We start from the raw sequence: 18347 nt of genomic DNA on the forward strand, positions 1-18347 counted from the left end.
ATGCAAGGGCAGGACGTGGCCGTCACTCAGAACGGAGATAAGACAAACCTAAAACACCACAAAAGTTCCTATAGCCCGGATGTCCGTTCCGTAGGTGGATTGCAGTCGTGAGATACAAGAAGACCCCTTGGAATCCAAGGGGTCTTGCTGGTGTCCGGAGCGGGACTTGAACCCGCACGGTTGTATAAAATAACCACTAGCACCTCAAGCTAGCGCGTCTACCATTCCGCCACCCGGACAGGTGCCGTGTTTGGCAACGAGATGGAACTATAGCATCACATCGGGGTGGTATGTCAAATCCGGAGGTTATCCGGCGTGTCGCACTGCTTTTCCGGTGTCCCGCGGCAGCCGCGAATCATCGGATGGGGAGCGTCTGGCGAGGGGCGGCTTCTCGCGGGTGCATGGGGAGGCCCGCAGCCATTTGCCTTGAAGATGAAGATTGTCGTGAGATACAAGAAGACCCCTTGGAATCCAAGGGGTCTTGCTGGTGTCCGGAGCGGGACTTGAACCCGCACGGTTGTATAAAATAACCACTAGCACCTCAAGCTAGCGCGTCTACCATTCCGCCACCCGGACAGGTGCCGTGTTTGGCAACGAGATGGAACTATAGCATCACATCGGGGTGGTATGTCAAATCCGGAGGTTATCCGGCGTGTCGTGTACGTTTGAGCCATGACTTTCCCGCTATTTCTGATTGACCCCAGCAAGGACGAGACCCCGGTGAACGGCGACGAACTGCACGACGGCTGGGTGCTTACCGTGCCGGAGAACGTGGCGCGGCATGCGTTCCGGTCCATGCGACTGGATGTCGGCGACAGGTTGTGGCTTTCCGATGGCAGGGGCCTGCGCATCCTGGCCACCGTGCACGATCCGGCGAACCGGCAGGTGAAGGTGGAGGAGGTGGGCCGGGAACCGGCCTCCGTGACCCGTCTGCAGCTCGTGCAGGCGCTGGCCAAATCCGGCCGTGACGAGCAGGCGATAGAAACCGCCACGGAGATCGGCGTGGATTCCGTGGTGCCGTGGCAGGCCAACCGATCCATCGTGCAATGGAAGGGGGCGAAGGAGGCGAAGGCCGCGAACAAGTGGCGTCAGCTGCTTGACGCGGCCACCGAGCAGTCCCGTCGTGCGTGGGCGCCGCTGCTGCAGCCCAAGGCGACCAGCAAGAACATCGTGGAGATGTGCCTGCGGGCCGGCGTTCACGGCGACATGGTCATAGTCCTGCACCAGGATGCCACCGACACGTGGGATTCCATCGAACGCAAGGTCTCGTCCATCGCGGACCGTTGTCTGGAGGATGGCAGGGAGCGTACCATCAGCGTGGTGGTGGGGCCCGAGGGCGGCATCAGCGAGGAGGAGGTCGCCTCGTTCGTGAAGGCCGGAGCGTCGGCCGTGGTTCTGGGGAGCAACATCATGCGTGCCTCCAGCGCCGGTCCCGTGGCGCTGGCGCTGCTCGCCCGCGTGCTGGGACGGTTCGAGTGACCTCCACGAGACAGTGGGCGGGGAAGGGCCCGAGATGAACATTCGATGAATGCGATTTCGCTGAGCGCGGCGATGACGGGTTTTATCCCAAGCGCGCAATAGCATTGACGATGTGGCGGCGCCGGCAGGGCGCCAGACAAAGGAGAGTGTGAATATGAGCCAGGACAACTGCCTGTTCTGCGGCATCATCGCCGGTGACATCCCCAGCGAGAAGGTGTATGAGGACGATGCCGTCTACGCCTTCAAGGACATCAATCCGAAGGCCAAGGTGCATGTGCTCATCGTGCCGAAGCGCCATTACGCCAACGTCGCGGCCCTTGCCAAGGAGGATGCCTCCCTGCTGGCCCACATCGTGGAGGTGGCGCAGTCCGTCGCCGACGACGCCTTCCATGGCGAATACCGTCTGGTATTCAACACGGGCAAGGACGCCGGCCAGACGGTGTTCCACGTGCATGCCCACGTGCTGACCGGCGAGGTGCTTGACGAGTAGCGGGACGAATGCCGGCAATCCAACGACCGAACGGAAAGAACGGAAAGAGACGACAACCTAACGTGGCGACAACAACACGCACCATCACCATACCTTCGGAACTTGATCCGGTCGCGGTGCTCGGGCCGGCGGACCAGGTGATCCGCGAGGTCGAGAAGGCGTTTCCCGAACTGACCATCATCGTGCGCGGCAATCGTGTGGCGATCATGTCCCGGTCCAGGCAGACCGAGGCCCAGGCCAATCAGGCCCAGGAGATCATAGACACGATCATCCAGACCGCGTATACGGCCCCCATGGATGCGGATACCGTGCGCAGGCTTCTGAGCACATCCCACTCGCGGGGCGGCATCGAGGCTCGCGTCCGTGAGCACATCGGCTCCCGTCGGGCCGTGTCCCGTCCCGCGTCACATCCCACTGCGGCGGCTCCCGTCGACCGCAAGCGCGTGCAGGTCCCCGGCGTGATCACATTCGCCCTGGGCGTGCCGGTGAGGCCGAAGACGGCCGGACAGATCAGGTACGTCAACGCCATCGAGAAGCACACCATCACGTTCGCCATCGGTCCTGCGGGAACCGGCAAGACGTATCTTGCCGTCGCCAAGGCCGTGCGGGCGTTCGAGGACGGGCAGGTGCGCAAGATCATCCTCACGCGGCCCGCCGTCGAGGCGGGGGAGAACCTCGGCTTTCTTCCCGGTACGCTCAGCGAGAAGGTCGACCCCTACCTGCGTCCGCTGTATGACGCGCTTTCCGACATGTTCGGCGCCGACCAGCTGCATAGGTATCTGGCGGACGGGACCATCGAGGTCGCGCCGCTGGCCTACATGCGCGGCCGTACGCTGAACGACGCCTACGTGATTCTCGACGAGGCGCAGAACACCACGGAACAGCAGATGAAGATGTTCCTCACGCGACTGGGTTTCAACACGCGCATGATCATCACCGGAGACATCACGCAGGTCGATCTGACGGTGCCGCGTTCAGGCCTCGCCACCATCGAACGTGTGCTCGGCGGAATCGACGACATCGCATTCGTGCACCTCGACCCGACGGACGTGGTCCGTCATGAGCTTGTCGGACGCATCGTCGAGGCATACGGCCGTTTCGATGACGCGCGTAGAGAGCGCCGGGAACGGCACGACGGTCATCGTCGTCAGGAGAAGCAGGAGGAGAACGCATGAGCGTTGAAGTCACCAATGAGACGCCGTGGACCATCGACCCCAAGGTCTTCTCCGACCTGGGGGTCTGGGTGCTTGACCAGATGAGGGTCAGCACCCAGTCCGACCTGACCATCATGTTCAATGACCCCGCGTCCATGGCGCGTCTGCACGAGCGGTGGATGAACCTCGAGGGCCCCACCGACGTCATGAGCTTCCCCATGGACGAGCTGCGTCCCGGCACCGGCAAGACGTTGCCGGAGGGGGTGCTCGGCGACATCGTCATCTGCCCGTATGTGGCCCGCGAACAGGCAAGGGCCGCGGGGCATTCCACCATCCAGGAGATGCTGCTGCTGACCATCCACGGCACTTTGCACCTCCTCGGGTACGACCACGCCACGGCCGCGGAGGAACGCCAGATGTTCGGACTGCAGCGCCAGCTGCTGCTGACCTTTCTGGCCCTGCGTCCCGGCGTGCTCGACGATGTCCGGCTGCCCGACGGCGCGCCGGACCTCCTGGCGCAGTATGACGCCGAGCATCGTTCGGACGATTCCAAGACAGGCCGGTAAGCGGCACAATCCACGAAAGAGCGTGAATCAGCTATGATGACGGACCCCGTGATACCGATGGTCGCCGCATTGGCGGTGGCGTCGCTGCTGCTGGTGTGGTTCTCTCTGCTCATGGCCTCCACCGAGGGGGCCGTGTCGAGGGTCACCAGGTCCAGCCTGAACAACCTCATCCTCGAGGTGCAGACGGGAACCGACAGCCAGTTCAACAAGATGAAGCAGCTGGGCCGTATCCACAGGGTCCAGCGGCTCGTCTCCGACCGGTTCGCCACGTCGGGGTCCTGCGCGTTCTTCCGCATCGTGTGCAACATCCTCGACGGCGTGCTGGTGGCGTGCATCGCCGACGCCCTCGGGGCCCCGATCTGGCTCACGCTCATCTGCGGCCTGGTGTTCGCGCTCATCGTGGGCGTGGTGTCCATACTCGTCCGTCCGCGCAGTACCGGGGCGTCACGGCCCATACAGATCATGCTGCGCCATTCCGGTGTCGTCTCCTTCGTCGTATGGCTTACGCCGTTCGCGCGGGTCAACGGCATCAACTCGGGAAAGACCGAGCTCTCCGACGACGAGGAACTGGAGAAGATTCACCTCGAACAGGGTCGTGCCATGATCGACAGGCTGGTGGAGACCAACGATTTCGATCCCGAGATCTCCGAAATGATGCGCAACGTGCTCACCCTGTCGGAGACCCTCACCCGCGAAATCATGGTTCCGCGGACCGACATGATCTGCATAGGCAAGGACGAGACGCTCGGCAACGTGCTGAAGATGTTCTCCCGCTCCGGGTTCTCCCGCGTGCCCATCATCGGCGACTCCGTGGATGACCTCATCGGCATGGCATACCTGAAGGACGCCGTGCGGGCGGTGGCCTTCAACCCGGCCGCAAGCGACCGCGCGGTCGTCTCGATCAGCCGCGACCCCCTGCTGGTTCCCGAATCCAAGCCGGTGGACGACCTGTTCCATCAGATGCAGCGCCAGCGCCAGCATGTGGCCGTCGTGGTCGATGAGTACGGCGGCATCGCCGGCCTCGTCACCATCGAGGACGCCATCGAGCAGATCGTCGGCGAACTGGAGGACGAGCACGACCGCACGCAGAAGGCCGAGCCCGAGGAGGTCGAGCCGGGGCGATGGCGGTTCCCCGCCCGCGCATCCATCGCGGACATCGAGGAGATCTTCGAAATCGACCTTGACGAGGACGACGTCGACACGGTGTACGGCCTGCTGACGAAGACCCTGGGCAAAGTGCCGCTCGTGGGCTCGCATGCCGACACCCACGGACTGCGTCTGACGGCGGTCGATTCCGCCGGCCGTCGCAAGAAGGTCTCGACCATCCTGGTGGAGAAGGCGTCGCCGGCCGGCATCGACGCCCCGGACGACAAGGATGACGCCGACTCCGAATGATGTGATTGAAACGAGGATGTCGCTGGCTGATGGTGGCGGCATGGTGCGAACGCCCATGTCGCCACCGTGTTTGCATAGTCCTCACGGTACAGTGGTGTTCCATGCAGGAAGCTTACAAATCAGGATTCATCGCGGTCGTCGGACGACCCAACGTCGGCAAATCGACACTGATCAATGCGTTGATCGGTTCCCATGTCGCCATCACATCTTCCCGTCCGGAAACCACACGCAAGGCCATCCGCGGCGTATTGACGACGGACCATGCCCAGATCGTGCTGGTCGATACCCCGGGAATCCATCGTCCCCGCACGCTGCTCGGCCAGCGACTGAACGACATCGTCGACGAGTCGCTCTCCGAAGTGGACGCCATCGCGTTCCTCCTGCCGGCGGATCAGGAGATCGGACCGGGAGACAGGCGCATTCTCAGCCGTCTGCGCAGCCAGTTCGCCAGGAAGAACGACGACGGCGCATTCGAATGGAAGGTGCCGCTGATCGCCGTGGTCACCAAGATCGACGAGCTCAATCGCTCGCAGCTGGTCGACAAGCTCATCGAAATCAACGAATTCGCGAACTTCACCGACATCGTGCCGGTCTCCGCGCTGGAGCACGACAATCTCGACGAGGTGCGTCAGCTGTTCATCGACGCGATGCCCGAAGGCCCGCAGATGTATCCGGACGATCAGATCACCGAGGAGCCGCCGGAGGAGGCCATCGCCGAACTGGTGCGCGGTGCGTTCCTCGAGGAGCTTGACGACGAGCTGCCCCATTCCCTCGCCGTCGTCGTCGATGACATCATCTATCCGGACGAGGATGAATCCGGGGACGAAGCCGATGGCCCGAAGCCCAAGGTGCAGGTGCTGGTGTCGGTCTACGTGGAGCGTGATTCGCAGAAGCCCATCATCATCGGCCGCAAGGCCGAGCATCTGGTGCGAGTGAGGAAGAAGCTGCGCACGCCGATCAACCGCATCGTGGGCGGCAAGGCCAAGCTTGACATGCACGTGAAGGTCGCCAAGGAATGGCAGTCCGATCCCAAGAAGCTGGAGAGACTCGGATTCTGAGACGCACGGGGCCGACATCGAAAGATTCGAGAGAAAGGAGCCGATTGTGAGCAAACGCAACGGGATGCACGAGGGAACGGTGAACGTCGCCATACTTGGTTGCGGCAGGATCGCCCGTCACATGGCTCAGACGCTGAGGTCCATGTCGCTGGATGAACGCTATCGCGATCTGATCCGTCCATATGCCGTGGCCACCCGCGCCGACGAGCGCCGTGCCGTGGAATTCGCCGATGAATACGGATTCGACAAGGCGTACGGCACCTATGAGACGATGCTCGCAGACCCCGAGATCGACCTGGTGTACATCGCCACGCCGCACGCGCTGCATGCCCAGCACGCCATCGCATGCATGCTCGCCGGAAAGAACGTGCTGGTGGAGAAGTCGTTCACTGCGAACGCCGGTCAGGCGCGAAAGGTGCTGGACATCGCCCGGCAGACGAAACTGCTGTGCACGGAGGCGATCTGGACACGGTACATGCCGAGCCGGGACATCATCCTCGATGCCATCCGCTCCGGCGTCATCGGCGAGCCCCGTCAGGTATACGCCAATCTGTCGTATCCTGTTTCCGGCAAGGCGCGCATGACCGACCCGGCCATGGCGGGCGGCGCCCTGCTCGACGTCGGTGTCTACCCTATCAACTTCGTCGCCATGGCGTTCCCCGAAGCGGGCGTCTCCCGCGTCACCAGCAGCTGTGTGTTCACCGACAGGGGAGTGGACGAGCAGTTCTGCGCCACCTTCTGGCTGGACAACGGCGTGATGGCCGTCGTCGACGCCTCCATGACGGCGGTCGGCAGCAGGCAGGGCATCGTCCAGGGGGACGACGGCTACCTCATCGTCGAGAACATCAACAATCCGGAGGAGATCAAGGTGTTCGCCCCCGATCATCGGCTCGTCGACACGCTGCCGGTCCCGGAGCAGATCACCGGATACGAGTACCAGGTGGCCATCGCCGCCAAGGCCATACTCGACGGCGATCAGGAATGCCCCGAGATGCCGCATGAGGAGACGCTGCGCATCATGGGCGTCATGGACGACCTGCGCGCCCAATGGGGCGAGGTCTACCCCTTCGAGCACTGAAGCGGGCATGACCGCGGTCTCGATGCGGTCTGAACGTCATGGAAAAAGGGTTCCCATCCTGAATCGGATGGGAACCCTTTTTCCATGATTGTCCAGCGTCGGCCGTTCACGCCTTCTTGCGCGGCTTGTACATCTGCGTGTTGAGCAGGGTGGCATACCGGGCGATGACCTTCGGGCGGATGACCTTCATCGAGGCGGTCATGAGGCCGTTCTCCTGGGTGAACTCCTCCGGAAGCACGATGAACTTGCGCACCGACTCGGCGCGGGAGACGCCTTCGTTCGCCAGGTCGACGAACTTCTGAATCTCCGCGCGCACCGCCGCATTGCCCGCGGCGTCCTCCATCGACATCTCGCGGTCGAGTCCCTTGGACTCCAGCCACGGGCGCAGCGCGTCCTCGTCAAGGGTGATGAGCGCGGAGATGAACGGGCGCTTGTCGCCGAGCACCAGCGCCTGCGACACGATCTCGCAGCGCTGGATGACCTCCTCGATCGGACCGGGGGAGACGTTCTTGCCGCCGGCCGTGATGATGAGGTCCTTCTTGCGGCCGGTGATGTACAGGAAACCCTCGCCGTCGAGGCGGCCCAGGTCGCCGGTGGCGAACCAGCCATCCTCGGTGAACGACGCCCGCGTGGCCTCCTCGTTCTTGTGATAGCGGGGGAACACCGAGGCGCCCTTGATCTGGATCTCGCCGTCCTCGGCGATGCGCAGCGTGAACCCGGGGAACGGGATGCCGACGGAACCCTGACGGAACGGCACTCCCAGCGGGTTGAAGGCGCACGGCGCGGTCGTCTCGGTGGCGCCATAGCCCTCGTACACCGGCACCTTGGCGCCGCGGAAGAACGCGAGCAGCTCGGGGTCGAGCGGAGCGCCGCCGGAGACGATCCAGCGGGCGCGGCCGCCCAGCACATCGCGCAGCGACTTGTACACGATGGGGTCGAAGGATGCGCGACGGGCGCTGATGAGCGCTCCGGCCCTGCCCTTCTCGGCCACCTCCTTCATATAGTCCTGCGCGGCGGTGACGGCGGCGGCGAACACCAGGCCCTTGGCGCCATGACCGGCCTTCTGCGAGGCTGCGTTGTACACCTTTTCCAGCACACGCGGAACCACGATCATCACTGACGGCCTGGCGACCTGCAGATCGGAGATCAGCGTCTTGATGCCCTGTGCGATGTAGACGTGCAGGGCGCTTGCCACCACGATGTAGTTGATGGCGCGGGCGAAGGAATGCGCCTGCGGCAGAAACAGCAGGATGGTGTTCTTCTCGTCATGCAGCAGGTCGGGCATGTAGTCGGGCAGATTGAACGCGTCGGCGCAGTAATGCTCATGCGTCATCTCCACGCCCTTCGGGGCCGCGGTGGAGCCGGACGTGTACACGATGGAGCACAGGTCGGTCTTCTTCACCGAATCGATTCGCTCGTCGAGCACGGCGTCGGAGACGGACGCGCCATAGGCCTGGATCTCGTCGAGGCCGCCGGTCTCGAGGCACACGATGTGCTCGACGGTGGGGCACTGGGCCAGCACGTTCTCGGCCTCCGCCTTCATGTCGGTGGTCTCGACGATCAGCAGACGGGCGTCGGAGTTATTGGCGATGTTGCGGATCTGCTCGCCGGAATCGGTGTCGTAGATGGTGGCGAGCACGCCTCCGCAGGCCATGATCGCCGCATCCACGATGTTCCATTCGTAGCTGGTGCGGCACATGAACGCCACGGCGTCGCCCTTCTTCAGGCCGTAATGCAGCAGGCCCTTCGCGGTGATGCGGATGTCGGCGAGCGTTTCGTCGGCGGTCTTCGTCACCCACTGGCCGTCCCTCTTGAACGTGTACAGCGGCTTGTCGCCCATGCGGTCGGCGCGGTCGGCGTAGATATCGTAGATGCTGGTCCCCTCGTCAAGCGGGGGGTTGCCGTCGGTGCGGGCCGCAAGCAGACCGTTGTCCATGTATGTCGTGGTGGGGTAGTCCGGCCCCCAGTAATCAACATGGGGAAGATCGTCGGGGGAGACGGGCTCCTCCGCGGTCGGATTGTCGGGAAGTCCGTCGTCGTTCAGATCGTCGCTGCCGGGGTAGTCCAGATAGTTGCGTCCGAGATTTGCCGCGCGATGCGCCGCGGTGGCCACTGCGTTTTTTGCGGAACCGATAAGACCCACGAGTTCTCCTTCATTCAATAGTCCTAACGCACTCTAGTAGGAGGGCCTCCCGTTACGCTACCGTAGGGACGCGCGTCGGCGTCGGGCAATACGCCGCATATATCGAATGATGGGCAATTGTTGCCATTTGTTGACTTTGATATAGACTTGACGGGGCGCCGCGAACTGTTGCGACGCTGTTACAGAAAGATTACGAGGGAGGACCAGGTGGCGGAAGATACGCAATCGACCATCACTTATGGAATTTTCAATGAGGCCGGCGAGCATGAGTCTCGTGTGGCGCTCACCCCGGACATCGTCAAACGACTCAAGCGTTCCGCCGTCGATTGCGTCATCGAACGCAATGCAGGGTATGCCGCAGGATTCAGCGACGACGATTATATCAAGGCAGGAGCCAGGGTCGTTACCAAGGATGAGGTCATTGCACAGTCGCAGGCCTTCGGATTCGTAGAACGTCCGGACGACGATCTCGTCGCCCGCCTGCCCAAGGGCTCCTGGGTCATCGGCATGCTCGGTTCGTTCACCGACCAGGAGTATGTGGACCGTCTTGACAAGGCCGGGCTCGTCGGCGTGGGCATCGAAAAGCTGCCCCGCCAGCTCAGCTCCGCGCAGTCCATGGACGAGATGACCAGCCAGAACTCCGTCATGGGATACAAGGCCGTGCTCAAGGCCGCCGACGCCTACGGCTCATTCTTCCCCATGATGACCACCGCCGCCGGCACCATACGTCCGGCCAAGGTGCTCATCCTGGGTGCGGGCATCGCCGGACTCCAGGCCATCGGCACCGCCCGCCGACTCGGTGCGGTCGTCACCGCATACGACGTGCGCCCCGCGGCCAGGGGCGAGGTCGAATCCCTGGGCGCCAAGTTCCTCGAACTTGGCCTCGACTTCTCGAAGGGCCAGGGCGAGGGCGGCTACGCCCGTCAGCTCACCGCAGAGGAGCAGGCCGCTCAGCAGGCCGCCGTCGACAAGAAGGCCGCGGAGTTCGACGTCGTCATCACCACCGCCAAGGTCCCCGGACGCAAGCCCCCGATGCTGCTCACCAAGGCCGGCGTCGACGGCCTGCACCGCGGCGCCGTGATCGTCGACTGCGCCGCCAGCGACCTCGGCGGCAACGTCGAAGGCTCCAAGCCCAACCAGACCGTCGTCACCGACAACGGCGTGCAGCTCATCGGCGCCCCCGACCTCGCCAGCGGCGTCGCCACCACGGCGTCCAACCTGCTCGCCCGCAACGTCGCCGACGTGCTCGCCCACTTCGTGAACGACGGCAGGCTCGCCATGGACCTCACCGAGGAACTCGACAACGCGCTCATCGTCGCCGGCCGCGTCGAAGCGCCGGCACCGGCCGCAGAAGAAGAGGAGAAGTGATCATGCCCGATCTCGTCGTTTCGATCACCCTGTTCGTCCTTGCCCTGCTCATCGGCATCGAAGTCATCGGCAAAGTGCCGGCGACCCTCCACACGCCGCTGATGTCGGGCGCCAACTCCATCCACGGCATCGTCATCGTCGGCGTCGTCATCGTCGCCGCCGAGGCGCAGACCCCGCTCGCCTACGTGTTCATCTTCCTCGCCGCCGTGCTGGGAACCATGAACGTCGTCGGCGGCTACGTGGTCACCGACCGCATGCTGGAGATGTTCAAGAGCTCGAAGCCCTCCAAGAAGGACCAGAAGGAAGGCGATAAGTAATGACCGCAACACCCATCGATATCGTCGCTTGGTTCGTGTACCTGCTGGCCGCCGTCATGTTCGTCATGGGCCTGCACTTCATGAACTCGCCGAAGACCGCCCGCAAGGGCAACCAGATCTCGGCCACGGGCATGGTGTTCGCCGTCGTCATGGCGTTCGTGCACCTCTTCGTCAAGGGCTTCATCTCCGTCACCGCGGTCGTCGTGCTTGTCGTCGGCATCCTCATCGGCGCCGTCGCGGGCGTCGTCTCCGCCAAGAAGGTCAAGATGACCGACATGCCGCAGCTCGTCTCCGTGTTCAACACCGTCGGCGGCGGCGCGGCGGCGCTCGTCGCGCTCAACGACATCCTCACCAACGAGGAGCTGCCCACCCTGGTCGTGCTCATCACCGCCGGCCTCGGCATCATGATCGGTTCCGTCACCTTCACCGGCTCGCTCATCGCGGCCGGCAAGCTCCAGGGCGTCAAGTTCGTCAAGAACCTCAGGCTGCCCGGCAAGAGCTTCTGGAACGTGCTGTTCATCGTGCTCACCGTCGCCGCGTTCGTCATGCTGTGCGTCCAGCCCGAGCAGCGCCTCCTGTGGTCCGTCCTGACCACCGTGTTCGCCCTGTGCTACGGCCTCGTGTTCGTCATCCCGATCGGCGGCGCCGACATGCCCGTCGTCATCTCCGTGCTCAACGCCTGCACCGGCACCGCCGTGGCCATGTCCGGCCTCGCCATCGACAACGTGGCCCTCATCGTCGCCGGCGCCCTCGTCGGCGCAGCCGGCGTCACCCTCTCCATCCTCATGGCCCAGGCCATGAACCGACCGCTGCTCTCCGTCCTCGCCGGCGGCTTCGGCGGCGACAACGCGGCGGGTGGGGACGACGGCGTGACCGGCACCATGAAGGAGACCTCCGCCGACGACGTCGCCGTCCAGCTCGTCTACGCGCAGAAGGTCATCTTCGTCCCCGGCTTCGGCCTCGCCATGGCCCAGGCCCAGCGTGAACTCGCCGACCTCGGCGAACTGCTCAAGAGCCGCGGCGTCGAAGTCGCCTACGCCATCCACCCCGTCGCCGGACGCATGCCCGGACACATGAACGTGCTCCTCGCCGAAGCCAACGTCCCCTACGAGGAGCTCGTCGACCTCGACGACATCAACCCGCAGTTCCCCACCGCAACCATCTCCCTCGTCGTCGGAGCCAACGACGTGACCAACCCCGCCGCCCGTCGCCCCGGCACCCCCGTCTCCGGCATGCCGATCCTCGACGTCGACAAGTCCGAAAACGTCGTCGTCATCAAGCGCGGCCGCGGCAAGGGCTACGCCGGCATCGAAAACGAGCTGTACTTCAACGACAACACGCAGATGCTGTTTGGCGATGCGAAGAAGGAGTTGCAGGCCATCATCGCCTCCGTCAAGGAACTGATCGCGTGACGGAGCGTCATCCGCGTTGCGGAGCACTCGACGTACCCTTGTACGCCTTCGTGCTCCGCGCCTAGAAGCCGCACACATTATGTGATCCTCTCGAGAAGCGCCGTGGAATCCGGATTTGGATTCCACGGCGTTTCTCGTATCGGAAGTGTGTGGCTTTCATACAGAACATGGAACATCGGCGTTCCCTGGTTTACATACCGGAAACATGACGATACGCTTACATGCCTGTGAGGAAGATAGCGTATTGCGTGTTGGAGAAGACCCCGGCCGTCGTCATCGTGGCCGTCGAGGGAATGCTCATGTATTTCGCCACCGGCGTGGCCAAAAGCGTGTTCACCCAGATCAATCCATTGTGCGCGGCATGGTACCGTTTCGGATTCCTTGCCGTCATGATGCTGGCCTGGCGTCGCCCATGGCGCAGGGAAGTACGCCAGACCCTTCCCAACACGCGGCGCGACTGGCTCATCACCGCGGGCTGCGGACTTGCCATCGTGGCGATGAACACCATGTTCTACCTGGCGATCAGCGAGATGAACATGGGCATGGCCGTCGCCATAGAATTCATCGGCCCGCTCGGCGTGGCCGTCATCAGCGGACGCAACTGGCGCGAACGCATCGGCGTCGCCATCGCCGCCGCGGGCGTCGTCCTGCTCGCGGGCGTCTCCATCGCCTCTCCCGACGGCGGCAGCTTCCTGATCGGTCTCGCGGCCATCCTCGTCGGCGGAACGATGTGGGGGATCTACATCGTCATGGGGCGCAAGGTGGCGCATGCCGGCAGCCCGCTCAACCGCCTTTCCGTAGCCATGTGCATAGGATTCGCCGCCCAGTCCCTGTTTCTTGCGGTCCCTGCGGTGCGCGGCCTGTTCCAGCCGCCCGCCTCAGCCACCTGGCTGGTCGATGAAGGCGCGTGGGGCATCGCCCACCTGCTGCTGCTCATGCTCGTGGTGTCGGTGCTCAGCTCCTTCTTCCCATACGTCATCGACCAGGTGGTCATGCGCAAGACAACGCCCGGCACCTTTTCGGTCATGCAGTCCATGTATCCGGCGGTGGCCGTGGGCGTCGGCCTCATGTTCGGCGAGGTTCCGGGCATCGGGGAGCTCATCGGGGTCGGTTGCGTGATGCTTGCCGTCGTCGTCACGTTCTCCGGGGACGAGCATGCGTCCAACCGCAGCCACGCCGATCTGCAGGCGTCGATGGACACTGCCGCGTGACAAATCGCGTCATCCATGCTATTCTTGACGACTGTTGTCTTGGCGAGGGAAGGCGAACGGATTCGCGCTTCCGTAATCGACTCGACGTATGGTTCTCCGTTCACGGTGTTCTCTGCGGCGCGTCGATGCGCCGAAACGAAAAAGACGAATTACCGATTGTTGTGATCTAAAGGAGAACATCATGGCAGATATCACCCTCGAAGGCGCTGTCCGCACCGAGTTCGGCAAGGGCGCTGCCCGCCGCATGCGCGTCGCCAAGCTGGTTCCGGCCACCGTGTACGCCGGCGGCGAAGAGCCCACCTTCCTGCAGCTCCCGATGAAGGAGACCACCAACGCCCTGCGTCGCACGAACGCCCTGTTCGAGCTGAAGTTCGGCGAGGACTCCAAGCTCGCCGTCGTCAAGGACGTGCAGCGCAACCCCGTCAAGCAGCAGATCGAGCACGTCGACTTCTACGAGGTGCGCGCCGGCGAGAAGATCGAGGTCGAGGTCCCGGTCTTCGTCGAAGGCACCCCGAAGGGCGCCGCCGTGGCGTTCGTCGACATCCAGGAGCTCAAGGTCAAGGCCGATGTCGCCAACCTGCCCGAGCGCATCACCGTGAGCGTCGAAGGCCTCGTGGACGGCACCAAGGTGCTGGCCAAGGACGTCGTCCTGCCGGAGGGCGTGGAGCTCATCCACGACGATCCGGAAGAGTCCGTCGTCACCGTCGAGGTTCCTGAGGACGCCTCCGAGGCCGCCGCTCCGGCCGCCGACGCCACCGTCGACTCTGCCGCCGCTCCGGCCGCCGACGCCGAGTGACCTCGTCGATAGGACGCTGAACCAGTGGCCCGCAGGGCCGCATAGGCAAAGAGCCCACCTCGGTGTGGGCTCTTTGCATTGGAATGGAGGACGGCCGCGTCTCCGTGCGGCCGCTTTTCATAATGTGAACTTTCTCAGTGACGGATAATCCTCATGTGAGAGAGTGTTACTCAGTTCGATGCCAGAAGCATCGATGGCATACCCGCAGCCGGGCGAATCCTCGTCCGGCAATGGAATAAAAGAAGCTAAGAATGACAGAAAATACTCATCACGATCCGGCGGCGCTGTCCAAGCTGGCCGACGCCTTCACCGTCCTGCCCAACGAGAACCCGGCATCCGACGCCAAGCGTCAGGAGCTCATCGACAAGCCGGCGTTCGGACAGGTCTTCTCCGACAACATGACCCACATGACGTGGACCAAGGGCGAAGGCTGGTCGGATCGTCGCGTCGAGCCGTACGCCCCGCTCAAGATGGACCCGGGTGCTTCCGTGCTGCACTACGCGCAGGAGTGCTTCGAGGGCCTCAAGGCCTATCATCACGCCGACGGTTCCGTCTGGCTGTTCCGTCCGGATGCCAACGCCGAGCGTTTCCAGAACTCCGCCAAGCGCCTGTACCTGCCGGAGCTGTCCATCGACGACTTCCTCGGCTCCGTGGCCGCCCTGGTCAAGCGTGACGCCGCCTGGGTGCCCACCCGTCGCGAATACACGCTGTACATGCGTCCGTTCATGTTCGCCTCCGAGCCGTTCCTCGGCGTGCGCGCCCCGCAGGAAGTGGACTACTGCGTGATCGCCTCCCCGTCCGGCCCGTACTTCCCGGGCGGTGTCAAGCCCGTGAGCATCTGGGTGGAGGACAAGTGGTTCCGCACCGGCCCCGGCGGCACCGGCTTCGCCAAGTGCGGCGGCAACTACGCGGCATCCCTGCTCGGCGAGTACACCGGCATCGAGAACGGCTGCGAGCAGGTGTGCTTCGTGGACGCCGCCACCAAGACCTATCTTGAGGAGCTCGGTGGCATGAACATGATGGTCGTGCACAAGGACGGCCACGTGGAGACCCCGTCCCTGACCGGCAACATCCTGCCCGGCGTCACCCGCCGCTCGCTCATCCAGCTGCTGCAGGACAACGGCCACGACGTGGTCGAGACCATGATCGCCCTCGAGCAGCTGCTTGAGGACATCAAGTCCGGCGAGGTCACCGAGGTGTTCGCATGCGGCACCGCCGCCATCATCACCCCGATCGGCCGCTTCAAGTCCGAGAAGTTCGACGTCACCGTCGCCGAAGGCGGCGTCGGCGAGCTGACCCAGTCGCTGCGCGACCAGCTGCTCGGCATCCAGCTTGGCGAGATCGAGGATCCGCACAACTGGATGTGGAAGGTCTGCTAGCCGGAATCGATTCCGTGGCATGAACGAATCGTGTGGAGCCTGTATCATCAGGCCCACACGATTTTTCTTTTTTCCGGAAAACGAGATACGACGGGAGCGGCTACGATGGCCAGGTCTATCATCATCGACACGGACTGCGGATCGGACGACGCCATGGCCATCGCCATGGCGCTCAACGACCCCGCATACGACATATTGATGTTCACCACGGTGGCGGGCAACGTTCCGCTCGGACAGGCAGTGGACAACACGCTGACCACCATCGAACGTTCCAGCACCTATGAGCCGCCCGTATACCGGGGCAGCGCGTCCATGCTGTTCAATCCGCTCGTCTATGCGTATGAGACCCACGGCGACGACGGCATGGGCGACCTGGGATATACGCCGCAAAGGCTTCGGGCCTCCGAAGGCAATGCCGTGCTGCGCATGCTCGAGGCCCTGCGAGACCATGAGCCGCATACGATCGACATCGTCGCACTGGGGCCTCTGACCAATATCGCCATCGCCCTGAAGCTCGATCCCGCGACGATGCGGCGGGTCGGACGCATCGTCGCCATGGCCGGCGCCGGCCTCGGCGCGGGCAACGTGACTCCGGTGGCCGAATTCAACGTATGGCAGGACGCCGAGGCCGCACGCATCGTGGCGGAATCCGGCCTGCCGGACATCACGTTCGTCGGATGGGACGCCTCGCTCGGCTACAGCATGCTGAACGAACAGGAGATGCGACGCATCCGCGAAAGCGGGGACCTCGGGCGCTTCGTCATCGACATCAACCACGTGCTGGCGGAACTGAACCGCGAACGTTTCGGCGTCCCCTGCCTTGATATGGCGGACCCTGCGGCGATGGCCGCGGCATTGCATCCCGAATGCGTCGCCGAATGCGCCCCCTACTACTGCCAGGTAGACACGACGCCGGGACCGGGCTACGGTTCCGTGATCGTCGACCGCAACCGGTTCTCCGGCAAGGAACCCAACATCCGCATATGCAGCGCGCTCGACCCCGCCGCGTACAAAGGCTACATCTACGGCACGCTCGGGGTCGACGGCGGAGGTCATGAGCGCGCCAACATGAACGGATGATGAACCTTCCCCCGCCTTCGGCGTGTTCGGAGTTCAAAGTGCTAATGTCTTACCGGTTTTTTGTGCGGAGATGCCGGTAGGCATGAAGACGGGGGAGGGGCCGATGGACCAGGTGGCGCTCGAAAGCAATGCCGTGTTCCTGGGCATAGAGTATCTGGCGACGTTCATCTGCGGGCTGTCGGGAGGGCTGTCGGCCATTCATAAGAAATACGATCTCTTTTCCATCCTCGTCATTGCGTGGGTCACGGCCCTCGGCGGCGGCATCACCCGTGACGTGCTGTTGGGCGCCCTGCCCCCGGTGGGCATCACCGACAGGGGATTCGTGCTGACGGCCCTGGCCTCGGGATTCATCGTGGCCATCGTCCATCCCGAGATCGAACATCTGAAATGGTCCATGATAGTCACCGACGCCCTGGCCCTGGGTTTGTTCGCCGTCAATGGCACCGCGAAGGCCCTGGCATATCACTCCTCCGGTATGACGGCCGCGTTCCTCGGCATGTTCACCGCCCTGGCGGGCGGCACCATCCGTGACATCCTCCTCAACGAGGTGCCCTCCATCCTGCGTGACAAGCATCTGTACGCGGTGCCGTCCTTCATCGGATGCCTGCTCACCGTCTTCGCCGCCCGTGCCACCGACCACTGGCACCTTGGACTCAACGGCGAGATGGTGCTGGATGTCTGCATCGTCATCGTCGTCTTCGCGCTGCGTATGCTGTCGGTGGCGTTCAACATCACCTTCCCCGGGGCCGTGGAGCGTCGTCGGATGCACCTGCCCGCACAGGGACGGTATCTCAGGCGCCCGGTCATCCATCCCGAATCCACGGATACGAAGGACGGTTCCGGGCCGGCGGAGTAGACGGCTCGATGTCCCTCCGCCCATTGGCCGGTTCCGGGCAATAAAAAATCCCGCAGATATCATGAATACTGCGGGATTTTTTATCGAAACGCGGTTCGCCGTCAGAGGGCGTTGATGGCGTTGGCAAGACCGGACTTGCGGTTGGCGGCCTGGTTCTTGTGGATGACGCCACGGCCGGCGGCCTTGTCGAGCTTCTGGGAGGCGACCTTGTAGGCGGCCTGGGCGGCTTCCTTATCGCCGGCGGCGATGGCCTCGCGAACCTTGCGGATCACGGTCTTCAGCTCGCTCTTGTAGGCGACGTTGCGGATGTGCGCCTTCTCGTTGGTCAGGACGCGCTTCTTCTGCGACTTGATGTTTGCCACTATGTACTCCAAACGACGTTTGCTAAACGGACATACAAACGGATATGATACCACGAATTTCACGGGAACACTACCGTTCGGTGAATTTCCGGTATTCGGTGAACATTCGCCGGGATGGTTCCGTCCGTCGAGGCGAAGTGCCGGCTAGACTTGGAAGGCGACGGATGCCGGGCATCGACGCCGCGGGGTCCGCCGCATCACCG

General features: G+C 63.5%; 17 protein-coding genes and 2 tRNA genes. 15 read left to right on the forward strand and 4 right to left on the reverse strand.

Annotated elements, in window-relative coordinates; all coding sequences use genetic code 11:
* Positions 1-148: 148 nt before the first annotated feature.
* Positions 149-239 (reverse strand) — tRNA-Leu (locus GFD18_RS05295).
* A gap of 246 nt (positions 240-485) precedes the next feature.
* Positions 486-576 (reverse strand) — tRNA-Leu (locus GFD18_RS05300).
* A gap of 96 nt (positions 577-672) precedes the next feature.
* Here GFD18_RS05300 and GFD18_RS05305 point away from each other — a divergent pair.
* The 7 genes from GFD18_RS05305 (at position 673) to GFD18_RS05335 (ending at position 7220) form a co-directional block, all read left to right on the forward strand.
* On the forward strand, positions 673-1479 hold the full coding sequence (locus GFD18_RS05305) for a 16S rRNA (uracil(1498)-N(3))-methyltransferase (protein WP_163200462.1): 807 nt from the start codon (positions 673-675) through the stop codon (positions 1477-1479).
* A gap of 154 nt (positions 1480-1633) precedes the next feature.
* The gene (locus tag GFD18_RS05310) at positions 1634-1969 is read left to right on the forward strand and encodes a histidine triad nucleotide-binding protein (RefSeq protein WP_163200461.1); all 336 of its coding nucleotides are present in this window, start codon (positions 1634-1636) and stop codon (positions 1967-1969) included.
* A gap of 62 nt (positions 1970-2031) precedes the next feature.
* Positions 2032-3144: a PhoH family protein gene (locus GFD18_RS05315; protein ID WP_163200460.1), complete on the forward strand. Its 1113-nt coding sequence runs from the start codon at positions 2032-2034 to the stop codon at positions 3142-3144.
* Positions 3141-3689 carry an rRNA maturation RNase YbeY gene (gene ybeY, locus GFD18_RS05320; RefSeq protein WP_163200459.1) on the forward strand — a complete coding sequence of 183 codons (549 nt, stop codon included), beginning with the start codon at positions 3141-3143 and terminating at the stop codon, positions 3687-3689. Before GFD18_RS05315 ends, ybeY begins: the two co-directional genes overlap by 4 nt.
* Positions 3690-3725: 36 nt before the next feature.
* The gene (locus tag GFD18_RS05325) at positions 3726-5084 is read left to right on the forward strand and encodes a hemolysin family protein (RefSeq protein ID WP_163200478.1); all 1359 of its coding nucleotides are present in this window, start codon (positions 3726-3728) and stop codon (positions 5082-5084) included.
* Between the two features lie 101 nt (positions 5085-5185).
* Positions 5186-6142: a GTPase Era gene (gene era / locus GFD18_RS05330; RefSeq protein ID WP_163200458.1), complete on the forward strand. Its 957-nt coding sequence runs from the start codon at positions 5186-5188 to the stop codon at positions 6140-6142.
* A 64-nt stretch (positions 6143-6206) separates the two neighbouring features.
* Positions 6207-7220, forward strand: coding sequence for a Gfo/Idh/MocA family protein (locus GFD18_RS05335; RefSeq protein WP_163200477.1), 1014 nt, complete (start codon positions 6207-6209; stop codon positions 7218-7220).
* 106 nt (positions 7221-7326) lie between these two features.
* Here the strand turns inward: GFD18_RS05335 and GFD18_RS05340 are convergent, their stop codons facing one another.
* A complete protein-coding gene (locus GFD18_RS05340) occupies positions 7327-9264 on the reverse strand; it encodes an AMP-dependent synthetase/ligase (RefSeq protein WP_404801611.1) in 1938 nt (645 codons plus the stop codon).
* A gap of 306 nt (positions 9265-9570) precedes the next feature.
* On the opposite strand from GFD18_RS05340, the gene GFD18_RS05345 reads away from it, so the two are divergent.
* The 8 genes from GFD18_RS05345 to GFD18_RS05380 all read left to right on the forward strand — a co-directional run bounded on the left by GFD18_RS05345 (position 9571) and on the right by GFD18_RS05380 (position 17782).
* Entirely contained in the window at positions 9571-10731 is a 1161-nt protein-coding gene (locus tag GFD18_RS05345; protein ID WP_163200456.1) for an NAD(P) transhydrogenase subunit alpha, read from the forward strand.
* Between the two features lie 2 nt (positions 10732-10733).
* The gene (locus tag GFD18_RS05350) at positions 10734-11048 is read left to right on the forward strand and encodes an NAD(P) transhydrogenase subunit alpha (RefSeq protein ID WP_100511285.1); all 315 of its coding nucleotides are present in this window, start codon (positions 10734-10736) and stop codon (positions 11046-11048) included.
* Positions 11048-12460 (forward strand): NAD(P)(+) transhydrogenase (Re/Si-specific) subunit beta, encoded by a 1413-nt coding sequence (locus GFD18_RS05355; protein WP_163200455.1) that lies wholly within the window; start codon positions 11048-11050, stop codon positions 12458-12460. The genes GFD18_RS05350 and GFD18_RS05355 overlap by 1 nt, the downstream gene beginning before the upstream one ends.
* Positions 12461-12687: 227 nt before the next feature.
* Complete coding sequence (locus GFD18_RS05360) at positions 12688-13671, forward strand: EamA family transporter (protein WP_404801612.1); 984 nt, start codon at positions 12688-12690, stop codon at positions 13669-13671.
* A 181-nt stretch (positions 13672-13852) separates the two neighbouring features.
* Entirely contained in the window at positions 13853-14467 is a 615-nt protein-coding gene (locus GFD18_RS05365; RefSeq protein WP_163200453.1) for a 50S ribosomal protein L25/general stress protein Ctc, read from the forward strand.
* Positions 14468-14718: 251 nt separating this feature from the next.
* Complete coding sequence (locus GFD18_RS05370) at positions 14719-15846, forward strand: branched-chain amino acid aminotransferase (protein WP_163200452.1); 1128 nt, start codon at positions 14719-14721, stop codon at positions 15844-15846.
* Positions 15847-15951: 105 nt separating this feature from the next.
* Entirely contained in the window at positions 15952-16926 is a 975-nt protein-coding gene (locus GFD18_RS05375) for a nucleoside hydrolase (RefSeq protein WP_163200451.1), read from the forward strand.
* A gap of 103 nt (positions 16927-17029) precedes the next feature.
* Positions 17030-17782 carry a trimeric intracellular cation channel family protein gene (locus GFD18_RS05380; protein WP_163200476.1) on the forward strand — a complete coding sequence of 251 codons (753 nt, stop codon included), beginning with the start codon at positions 17030-17032 and terminating at the stop codon, positions 17780-17782.
* A 101-nt stretch (positions 17783-17883) separates the two neighbouring features.
* Here the strand turns inward: GFD18_RS05380 and rpsT are convergent, their stop codons facing one another.
* Complete coding sequence (gene rpsT / locus GFD18_RS05385) at positions 17884-18144, reverse strand: 30S ribosomal protein S20 (protein WP_100511090.1); 261 nt, start codon at positions 18142-18144, stop codon at positions 17884-17886.
* Positions 18145-18347: the final 203 nt, after the last annotated feature.

The sequence above is a fragment of the Bifidobacterium saimiriisciurei genome, from assembly GCF_010667655.1.
GTDB lineage: Bacteria > Actinomycetota > Actinomycetes > Actinomycetales > Bifidobacteriaceae > Galliscardovia > Galliscardovia saimiriisciurei.

What these genes read in the sequence shown, in the direction of transcription:
- GFD18_RS05305 (WP_163200462.1), top strand. Translation starts at nt 673, where the DNA reads ATGACTTTCCCGCTATTTCTGATTGACCCCAGCAAGGACGAGACCCCG.
- GFD18_RS05310 (WP_163200461.1), top strand. Translation starts at nt 1,634, where the DNA reads ATGAGCCAGGACAACTGCCTGTTCTGCGGCATCATCGCCGGTGACATC.
- ybeY (WP_163200459.1), top strand. Translation starts at nt 3,141, where the DNA reads ATGAGCGTTGAAGTCACCAATGAGACGCCGTGGACCATCGACCCCAAG.
- GFD18_RS05325 (WP_163200478.1), top strand. Translation starts at nt 3,726, where the DNA reads ATGACGGACCCCGTGATACCGATGGTCGCCGCATTGGCGGTGGCGTCG.
- era (WP_163200458.1), top strand. Translation starts at nt 5,186, where the DNA reads ATGCAGGAAGCTTACAAATCAGGATTCATCGCGGTCGTCGGACGACCC.
- GFD18_RS05335 (WP_163200477.1), top strand. Translation starts at nt 6,207, where the DNA reads ATGCACGAGGGAACGGTGAACGTCGCCATACTTGGTTGCGGCAGGATC.
- GFD18_RS05350 (WP_100511285.1), top strand. Translation starts at nt 10,734, where the DNA reads ATGCCCGATCTCGTCGTTTCGATCACCCTGTTCGTCCTTGCCCTGCTC.
- GFD18_RS05355 (WP_163200455.1), top strand. Translation starts at nt 11,048, where the DNA reads ATGACCGCAACACCCATCGATATCGTCGCTTGGTTCGTGTACCTGCTG.
- GFD18_RS05365 (WP_163200453.1), top strand. Translation starts at nt 13,853, where the DNA reads ATGGCAGATATCACCCTCGAAGGCGCTGTCCGCACCGAGTTCGGCAAG.
- GFD18_RS05370 (WP_163200452.1), top strand. Translation starts at nt 14,719, where the DNA reads ATGACAGAAAATACTCATCACGATCCGGCGGCGCTGTCCAAGCTGGCC.
- GFD18_RS05375 (WP_163200451.1), top strand. Translation starts at nt 15,952, where the DNA reads ATGGCCAGGTCTATCATCATCGACACGGACTGCGGATCGGACGACGCC.
- GFD18_RS05380 (WP_163200476.1), top strand. Translation starts at nt 17,030, where the DNA reads ATGGACCAGGTGGCGCTCGAAAGCAATGCCGTGTTCCTGGGCATAGAG.